Raw genomic sequence first — 304 nt, 5'->3', positions numbered from 1 at the left:
CCCGCCGCCCCTACCGAGATGGTATTGGCGCGATCGGCCACCGATCCCGATCCCAGCGCGACCGCATTGGCCGCCGTGGCACTCGCCGCATTGCCCAGCGCAACGCTGTTATCGGCAGCGGCATTGGCGCGGCTGCCGAGCGACGTGGCATTGGCCCCGCCCGCCTGCGCGCTCTTGCCGACCGAGGTCGCCTCCAGCCCGGCGGCATTGGCCTGATGACCGACCGCCACAGCGGTACGGCCCGAGGCATTGGCCTGCCAGCCGAAGGCCTGGCTGCCGACGCCCGAGGCGACCGATTCGCCGC

The 304-nt window shown here is 72.7% G+C and carries 1 pseudogene; it reads right to left on the bottom strand.

The annotated features are described in order from the left end of the window. Positions 1-304, bottom strand: a pseudogene (locus AX735_RS04900) (hypothetical protein); the annotation flags it as partial.

The sequence above is a fragment of the Blastomonas sp. CCH1-A6 genome (assembly GCF_001556365.1).
Classification (GTDB): Bacteria; Pseudomonadota; Alphaproteobacteria; order Sphingomonadales; family Sphingomonadaceae; genus Blastomonas; species Blastomonas ursincola.
Note: the sequence above shows the minus strand (reverse complement) of the source record. Positions and strands in the feature narration are given on the sequence as shown.